Raw genomic sequence first — 7,960 nt, forward strand, 5'->3', positions numbered from 1 at the left:
GGACGAGCATTACCGCTACGAGCACTTTGCCGATTTCAACGAGTGGCTGGATAGCGGAGAGGGGCAGGTTGCACAGGCTGAATATGGCGTCGATGCCTTGCCCCAGCCCAGCAAGGCGCTTTTCTCGGGTGACAGAAGCAGTTATGACGAAGCATTTCAGGCGTTTCGCAAACAGTGTCGACACGAGGCGCTGGGCGAATCCTGGATTCAAGGGCAGCTTGGCGATGATCACTGGTTCCAGCGCAACGTGGATCACTTCATTCAGCTTGTTGATCTCACGTATGCGGGTGCGGTGGTGCCGTTTGTCGGGGCGGGTATCTCGGCATCGGCAGGTTTTTCAAGCTGGAAAGATCATTTGCGGCGGCAGGGCAAGACGGCACATATCGCTTTGGAACGTATTGAAGCGCTATTAGCCAGCGGCGCCTATGAAACTGTACTGGAAGAGATCGAGGCCGTCCGCGGCCGCGAGGTGTTCATCCAGGAAATTCGCGATGAGTTTTCCCGTAACCTCACCATCCCCGATGTGGTCTGGCGCATCTCCGAGCTGTTCACGGATACGGTGATTACGACCAATTACGATCGCCTGCTGGAGCAGTCTTTTGAAACCGGCGAGGCAGGCAGGGTTCAGGTGATCAATGGCCTGAATGCACTGGAGCAGCCCGATCCGAAGAAGATCACGGTCATCAAGCTGCACGGCGACATCCAGAATCCAAAACGCTGCATCCTCAGCAAGAACCAATACGACGAAGCCTACGGCAACGGCAGCCTGAATATGCACAAGCCCATACCCAAGCTGCTCGCCTACCATTACAAAAACAGCAGCTTGCTCTTTCTGGGCTGTAGCCTGAGCAATGACAGGACGGTTCAGGTGTTCAGGAAAATCAGGGAAGGCATGGGCGAAGAGGAGGAGACCAAACAGCACTTCTCCATCGAGCAGGCCCCCGAAAGCCTGGAAGAGATTGCGCAGCGCAATGCGGAACTGGCCAAGCTGGGCATCACCCCGATCTGGTTTGAAAAGGGGCGTTATGAGTTAGTCGAAAGCATACTCAGCCTTGCCAAAAATGAGCTGCGGCACTGGGGCGTCGCGCCTCAACCGCTACCGGTTGAAGAGCCGCCAATCAAACTGGATATGGACCTGAGCCATTTCCTCGGCGACTTCATCGACCTCATGCCATTGCTGCACTGGTTGCACCGGGCTGTTCCGCGGGCCGCAACAAGCCAATACCTTTCCGCCATGCAGCGCGTGTTTCATGGACATTCTTTTGCGACTCAGCAAACGGACAAAAATCTGGCGTATGCGCTGGATAACCTGCTTCGTGCTTTAGCGAATTCAGCGGAGTTTGGTGGATATGCCCATGGAAAGCTTTCAGCCGCTTTCGAGTCCATACAGCAATACCTGAACTCCATAGGCGGAGTTAATCATCTGGACGATGATTTTGAGCGGAACATTCACGAACTGTTAACCATCCCCGCTTCTCAGCTTGAAACGCTTGTGGCGAATAAAGTCGATGGGAGCTTTGATTATCACGCGATACGTTTGATTTCGGCCCTGTTGCAGCACGGGAAGAATCAGTGCATATCGCAAAAGTCATTTTGTGAATTGCCGAGCGCGGTAAACCATGAGTTTGGCGACTACATATCACTGGCGCTCTCCGCAAGTCTGGGCGTCAGCGTCCCTGATCGCCTTGATCAAATCTATACGGGTGATATTCAAAGCTTATGCGAAGACGCCTGGAACAACTTGGGTAAGCCAATTGATCTCAGGTTTTTTGATCGAGTGAAATGGCTGTTTGCACAAATTCTTCAGTAGGTATGGGAATGGCCGCTGACGCGATCCGGCCGGCCAAGCCGCCGCTGGCTTGTAGGCTTCAATCAGCCGTATGCCTACCCAGCCCCTGATTACCCGTTTTATCCGCCCACGGCGACGAAGGGCGAGAAGACCGCTTATTGGCGGCAACAAGTAGACGGATTTCAGGCGAGCGGCCTTTCCGTCAAGAATTACTGTGCGCAGGAAGGGATCGCCGTAGCCACCCTGCATTACTGGCGCAAGCGATTTGCCGATGCGGTAGAACCGCGGCCGATGGTCCAATGGGACAAACGTCCGATGAGCGGCGGAGCAAAAATAGGGTGTCACCCCCTATGCACGGCTGCGGCCTCGGCATCTGGGGATCGACACCCATGATGCCGCAGGCCTGGATCCTTAACCAACGAGGCAAGCTGCCCACCGCTACCCCACCTATTGGTAGCGCATCCGGACCAGCTTTGGTAGATGGGAAAGCGCTATTGTTCCAGGTCGCGGCGCCTTTCCAGGTACTCATCCCCCTTCCAACTTCTCCGCGAGTGTCTCGCAACACCATCGCCAGGGCGAAGGCGATGTTGCCGCTTTCTACTGCTTCGGGTTCAGCAGAAGCATGACGATCCGGTCATGAGCGACAAGGATGTCGCTTGGGCAGGGCGGAGGACGGTGGGGTTTTTGCTGGAAGGGGCTGCTAATCTGCCCAAATCAGTTATATGATCAACGTATAAGAAAAAGGAACATCCATGTTGCATTGGATCACGGACTGCCGTGCTGGTTTTGTAGCGTTACTGAATGGTCGCCTTCGTAGTGGCGATGGGTGTGTATGTGCTGCCAGTGCTGATGGTCTGGAGATCAAGACTTGAACGAAAATAGTCAGCAGATGCCCTGGTACCGTCAAGCCGTAGTGGTAATACCCAGGCATGTCTATCTCAAAAGTATCGGAACGATGCTTTTCATTAGCCTATTTTTCGGTGCTTACTTCTATTTGCTCAAAGACCCTGCCTATCCGCCAACGGTGATGCCGAGGACCCTGCTGGATCATCTGATCGGCTTTCAGCCTCTGGCGTTGCCCATATATCTGTCACTGTGGGTCTATGTCTCCCTTCCCCCAGCATTGCTAGCGACGCGGCGCGAGCTGTATGACTACGGCATGGCCATGGCCGGGACGTGCCTTGTAGGGCTGATCATCTTCTACTTCTCGCCCACGGCGGTACCCGCAAGCCATATCGACTGGGCCCATTATCCCGACGTGGATTTCCTTAAAAGCATGGATGCTTCTGGCAATGCCTGCCCTTCGCTGCATGTCGCCACCGCCGTTTTTTCGGGTATCTGGTTATATTACTTGCTACGCCGCCTTGGCGCGCCGCTTTGGATGCTCATCTTCAATTGGGTATGGTGTATCGGCATCGCATATTCCACACTTGCCCTGCGCCAGCATGTGGCTGTGGATGTGTTGGCCGGTCTAGCGCTGGGGGTGCTGGCTGCCTATCTGTCATTGCGACTGAGGTCGACCCCTTTGTCGAGATAAGCGGTGACATCGAGCGACCCTTTCTGGGTGCGGGTCGTTGCGGAGGTGCGCTGTGGTCGCCACGATCTGGAGAAATGAAGTTGGTGGCGGCTTACCGGCGCAGGAGGAAAATGCGCGCCAGAACTCGATGACCCAGGATCTCATGCAATAGTGCCATGCCGATATGGCCATACCAGTAAACCCAGACGAGGTTGGCGATGAGGCTATGTAGATCAGCGACATTGCCGACGAAAGGCGTTTCCGCACCGTTTTTTGGATATATGAAAAAAAGTACGGCGCCGGTGACCGCCATAACGGAGACGGCGAGGAATCCCAGCCCATGGACGAGCCCAGCCAGCCCCCCTTCAGGGCCTCCTTGGGGCAATTGAAGCCGCAGTATCTGATGTAACTCCACCAGGAGTTTCGCCCGCCCCTTTGCATCCCAGGGAAACAGATGGCGAAAGCCGCTGTCGTCACGGGTGAGCAGTGCGCTCCATACCCAATGGGCGATGACGACTCCAACCGCAGCCAGGCCCACCCATTCATGGAGTTCAAAAGACAGCGCCTGGGTGGATGTCAGCACCCGACCCGGCTTGGGCTGTTCCATGATCAGGCTGATAAGCAGCTGAAAACTCACGGTGAGCGCCATGCCCCAGTGAAGGAGGCGTGTGCCTGTATTCCAGTAGGTAACGTGCGCGGTTGAACTCCGTTCCAAAGGCTGGTCCTCTTTCGGTGTGAGTTAAGTCATAAGCACGAGTTGGCGCCCGATGTGCTGTTGCCTACCACCTAAGTTATATCGCTCCATTACAACCCCACCCTGGTCACGCCATGCGATTGTTGATCCTGGGTCAGATCATGTATATCGACGCCGATATTCTACAGGCTTTCCGGGATCGGGCATAGTCAGCAGACGGGCCGTATAACCAACATCCAATGATGACTGCGAACAATGGTTTCACTACAGGGCAAAATCCAAGGACTATGTTGTAAATGAGGATATAGACCAATGCCCTGTGCCCCGGTTACACTCTGACCATCCTCCCTCTGCCGAGAACAGACATCGCGTGTATCACGAGGAATACCACCACCATGAGAAGATCGGCTGGTTACGGGCCAGTGTGCTTGGCGCCAACGATGGCCTGCTCTCGACAGCAAGCCTGCTTGCCGGTGTCGCGGCCGGGCAGGCAAGTCATGAACAAATTTTGCTCGCTGGCGTTGCCGCGTTGGTCGCTGGCGCCTTTGCCATGGCGGCTGGTGAGTATGTATCGGTGAGTTCACAGGCCGACACCCAATTGGCCGATCTGGAAATTGAAAGACGGGAGCTGAAGAAAAACCCCGATAAAGAACTCCTCGAACTCCGCGATATTTATATGGCGCGCGGCCTTGATGAGGCACTGGCCCGGCAAGTCGCCGGCCAGCTTATGCAACATGACGCCCTCGCTGCACATGCGCATGATGAACTGGGTCTGACAAAAATGGCGGCGGCCCGGCCTGGCGAAGCAGCTTTAGCCTCAGCCGCCGCTTTCGTATGTGGCGCGCTATTCCCAGTACTGATCGCCGCCTTCGTGTCCCACAGCAGGGTGCTACTTGTCCTGTTTACGACCACCATTCTGCTGCTGGCGATCCTCGGCGCGGTTGCTGCAAAGGCCGGTGGCGCCTCCATGATGAAGGGTGCTCTCCGCGTTGTTTTCTGGGGGGTCCTCTCAATGATCGCCACCACGCTGATTGGCCACCTGCTAGGACAGGCGGGTGTCTGACCGACGTTAGGCTTTAGCATTGCTCCCAGGGTAATCCATCGAACCGCCAGCCATTCAGGCTGCTTCGGCAATGCTGATCATTCAGATCCCCTTCAAAACCATAAGCTATATTGTAAACGGCACTGAAACCATTAGCCTGTAAAAATAGTCCCGCCTCCAAAGAGCGATGGCCGCTACGGCAAATCAACAGGACCGAACGATTAAGCGATGTGGCTCGCCGCACCCGTGCCAGAAAGTCTGGGTTGATTTCCCAGTCGGGCTCGTCTCGCCAAGGAATAGATAATGCTTCCTTTGGGTGCCCGACGAAAAGAAACTCCATTTCGCTCCTGACGTCAATAAGCACTGCCTGTGGGTTTTCTTGCAGGAAGTGGAAGGCATCATGTGGTGCGAGGTGTATTACTGACTTTGTCATCTTGATCACCTAACCAGTGGCCTCAGCCCCATATCCGTCGTTTTTACCAGTCCCGGATAACCACATATTACTCTCACTGTCGGCTCCTGCGGCACTACGACACCTGCAAAATCACTACAGCTAGCAAGATCCATGCAGAAATGAGTGACAGCCCGCCGATTGGTGTGGCAGTGCCGAGCCAACCCTTGCCGGTGATCGCCAGGAGATACAGACTACCCGAAAATAACACTGTCCCGCCCACCATAAGCCAGCCTGACAATTCCATAAGGTTGGATTCCGGCAATTGCAGCGCCACCAATCCTACCAGCATCAGTCCCAGGGCGTGGTAAAGGTGGTACTGGCTACCAGTATGGTAGACGCTCATCATTTTTGGCGACAAGCGATCTTTCAGGGCATGCGCACCGATGGCCCCCAGTGCTACCGCAGCCCCCGCATTAGTTGCGCCAAGGGCAACGAACAGCTTATCGATCTGCGACATCATACATTATCTCCGCTTGAACATGGTATTCGACTCGCCATCCGTGTCTTACGATCGCTGGATGCCCTTACCCTTCCCTCTGGCGTCACTCCCACCCTGATCGATTGTGGTTACCACAACTGTAGGCAGGCGAGGATTTTTCTGCACGGGCAGCGGTTCAAAGCCGCCAAAGTTTTACACCAGATGTTCCCCAGTCAGCGCGCAAGGATGGCGAGGATCGCCGGTTTCTATTTGCAGGGTAGGGTGGACGATCTGGAAGTGCTCGCGTAATTCCTCACTGATATTATTTAGCAGCGCATCACCGGGATGGCCGTTGGGCATGACCAGATGCGCGGTCAGTGCGGTTTCGGTGGTACTCATGGCCCAGATATGCAGATCATGCACGGCCGCTACATTGGGTAAACCGAGCAGATAGGTTCGCACGGTATCGGTGTCGATGCCCTCCGGGACGCCATGCAAGGCGAGATAGGCGGAGTCGCGCAGTAAGCCCCAAGTGGCCATTACAATCAACGCGCTGATGAGTAGACTGACGGAGGAATCCAGCCAGAACCAGTGGGTGAACAGCATCACGATGCCGGCAATGACCACGCCGAATGAGATGGCAGCGTCGCTTGCCATATGTAAAAACGCCGCACGGATGTTCAGGTCGCCTTTTCGTCCTGACATGAAGAGCAGTGCCGTGCTCGTGTTAATCAGTACCCCTAAAGCTGCGACGCCAATTACGATACCGCTGGCCACCGACGCCGGATGCAGCAGGCGCCCAACGGCTTCCCAGGCGATGCCACCGGTGACCACCAGCAGGAATACGGCATTTGCTAATGCTGCGAGAATAGATGAGCTGCGTAGTCCATAGGTAAATCGCCCGGAAGGTGGACGGTTGGCCAGGGCACTCGCTGCCCAGGCCATGAGCAGCCCCAGCACGTCGCTGAGATTATGGCCGGCGTCCGCCAGTAGGGCCAGAGAATGCCCAAGCACCCCGAACACCGTTTCGGCCAATACGAAGCTCAGGTTGAGCGCTATGCCGATCGCAAAAGCACGGCCAAAGTTCGCGGGTGCGTGGGCGTGACCGTGCCCTCCTTGGCTATGCTCATGATCACGGGCGCGTTCATACACATGAGGGTGTTCCGTATGGTCAGGATGATCGTGTGCCATTCAGCACTCCTCGGCATTTTGGTCGATGATGACGCATTAAAAACCTTAGTGTCACTCCAGGGTCAAGGGCTTATAATGATCTTTTGCGGAGGATTTATGCAAATTGGCGCGTTGGGACAAGCTACCGGCGTAGACCCGGATACCATCCGTTATTATGAGCGGATAGGCCTTTTACCCGCCCCTGACCGGCGGGCGAACGGCTATCGCGTTTATGGTCCTGCCCATCTGGAGCGGCTCGCTTTTGTTCGTCACTGCCGGGATCTCGACATGCCCCTGGCGGATGTCCAGCGCCTTCTGCATCTGCTTGATCATCCTGCAGACGATTGCCGTGATGTCGATGGACTGATCGATACGCATCTCACGCAAGTGCGGGAAAGACTACAGTCATTACAAATGCTGGCGCATCAGCTTGAACAGCTGCGCGGCCGTTGCTATGGCCAGCATGCGACGTCGGAATGCGGTATTCTCCACGAGTTGATGGCCGCTGCACAAGGGGAAAGCTGCGTATGTCATGGGAACATGCCGGATCGCCAGACTGCTGACCCCGGAGATCACCGCTACGATGGGAACCTGAAAGCTTAACGCCTTGAGGGCAATCTCAAAAGTCAGCCGCAAAGACGCGCCCAACAGGATATTTAAAGCTTTTTGCAGCGCAATGGTCCTTGGGCGTCAGATTGTGCTCAAGCATATACCCGTGATTTCCGCTTAGGAGGTGTTGGATATGCCAAGCTCAGTTACTATTCATCCATCCGTCGATCATGGGGTCAAAGAGGGACCGTCCCATTTTCATGGTGGTACCTTAGGGCATTTCGAATAACAAAAATTTCACGACTTGAGAATGGAATATTCCCCTTTC

At 55.2% G+C, this 7,960-nt stretch carries 8 protein-coding genes; 4 read left to right on the forward strand and 4 right to left on the reverse strand.

What is annotated here, in order from left to right:
- Window positions 1–97: 97 nt before the first annotated feature.
- Both Q0C48_RS03485 and Q0C48_RS03490 read left to right on the forward strand, forming a co-directional pair.
- Window positions 98–1,810 (forward strand): SIR2 family protein, encoded by a 1,713-nt coding sequence (locus Q0C48_RS03485; protein WP_291521590.1) that lies wholly within the window; start codon window positions 98–100, stop codon window positions 1,808–1,810.
- An 847-nt stretch (window positions 1,811–2,657) separates the two neighbouring features.
- Window positions 2,658–3,326 (forward strand): phosphatase PAP2 family protein, encoded by a 669-nt coding sequence (locus tag Q0C48_RS03490; RefSeq protein WP_291521592.1) that lies wholly within the window; start codon window positions 2,658–2,660, stop codon window positions 3,324–3,326.
- Window positions 3,327–3,417: 91 nt separating this feature from the next.
- Here Q0C48_RS03490 and Q0C48_RS03495 read toward each other — a convergent pair whose 3' ends face one another.
- Window positions 3,418–4,020, reverse strand: a complete 603-nt coding sequence (locus Q0C48_RS03495) for a cytochrome b/b6 domain-containing protein (protein ID WP_291521594.1) — start codon at window positions 4,018–4,020, stop codon at window positions 3,418–3,420.
- A gap of 349 nt (window positions 4,021–4,369) precedes the next feature.
- On the opposite strand from Q0C48_RS03495, the gene Q0C48_RS03500 reads away from it, so the two are divergent.
- The gene (locus Q0C48_RS03500) at window positions 4,370–5,062 is read left to right on the forward strand and encodes a VIT family protein (protein ID WP_291521596.1); all 693 of its coding nucleotides are present in this window, start codon (window positions 4,370–4,372) and stop codon (window positions 5,060–5,062) included.
- 13 nt (window positions 5,063–5,075) lie between these two features.
- Here the strand turns inward: Q0C48_RS03500 and Q0C48_RS03505 are convergent, their stop codons facing one another.
- The 3 genes from Q0C48_RS03505 to Q0C48_RS03515 all read right to left on the reverse strand — a co-directional run bounded on the left by Q0C48_RS03505 (window position 5,076) and on the right by Q0C48_RS03515 (window position 7,104).
- Window positions 5,076–5,474: a rhodanese-like domain-containing protein gene (locus tag Q0C48_RS03505; protein ID WP_291521598.1), complete on the reverse strand. Its 399-nt coding sequence runs from the start codon at window positions 5,472–5,474 to the stop codon at window positions 5,076–5,078.
- 94 nt (window positions 5,475–5,568) lie between these two features.
- Window positions 5,569–5,955 (reverse strand): DUF423 domain-containing protein, encoded by a 387-nt coding sequence (locus tag Q0C48_RS03510; RefSeq protein ID WP_291521600.1) that lies wholly within the window; start codon window positions 5,953–5,955, stop codon window positions 5,569–5,571.
- Window positions 5,956–6,126: 171 nt separating this feature from the next.
- Complete coding sequence (locus tag Q0C48_RS03515) at window positions 6,127–7,104, reverse strand: cation diffusion facilitator family transporter (RefSeq protein ID WP_291521602.1); 978 nt, start codon at window positions 7,102–7,104, stop codon at window positions 6,127–6,129.
- A 96-nt stretch (window positions 7,105–7,200) separates the two neighbouring features.
- On the opposite strand from Q0C48_RS03515, the gene cadR reads away from it, so the two are divergent.
- Window positions 7,201–7,686 (forward strand): Cd(II)/Pb(II)-responsive transcriptional regulator, encoded by a 486-nt coding sequence (gene cadR, locus Q0C48_RS03520; protein WP_291521604.1) that lies wholly within the window; start codon window positions 7,201–7,203, stop codon window positions 7,684–7,686.
- Window positions 7,687–7,960: the final 274 nt, after the last annotated feature.

Source organism: Acidithiobacillus sp., from assembly GCF_023255755.1.
GTDB lineage: Bacteria > Pseudomonadota > Gammaproteobacteria > Acidithiobacillales > Acidithiobacillaceae > Acidithiobacillus.

Coding starts and splice junctions, on each gene's coding strand:
- Q0C48_RS03505 (WP_291521598.1), bottom strand. CDS start 5,474: ATGACAAAGTCAGTAATACACCTCGCACCACATGATGCCTTCCACTTC.
- Q0C48_RS03510 (WP_291521600.1), bottom strand. CDS start 5,955: ATGATGTCGCAGATCGATAAGCTGTTCGTTGCCCTTGGCGCAACTAAT.
- Q0C48_RS03515 (WP_291521602.1), bottom strand. CDS start 7,104: ATGGCACACGATCATCCTGACCATACGGAACACCCTCATGTGTATGAA.
- cadR (WP_291521604.1), top strand. CDS start 7,201: ATGCAAATTGGCGCGTTGGGACAAGCTACCGGCGTAGACCCGGATACC.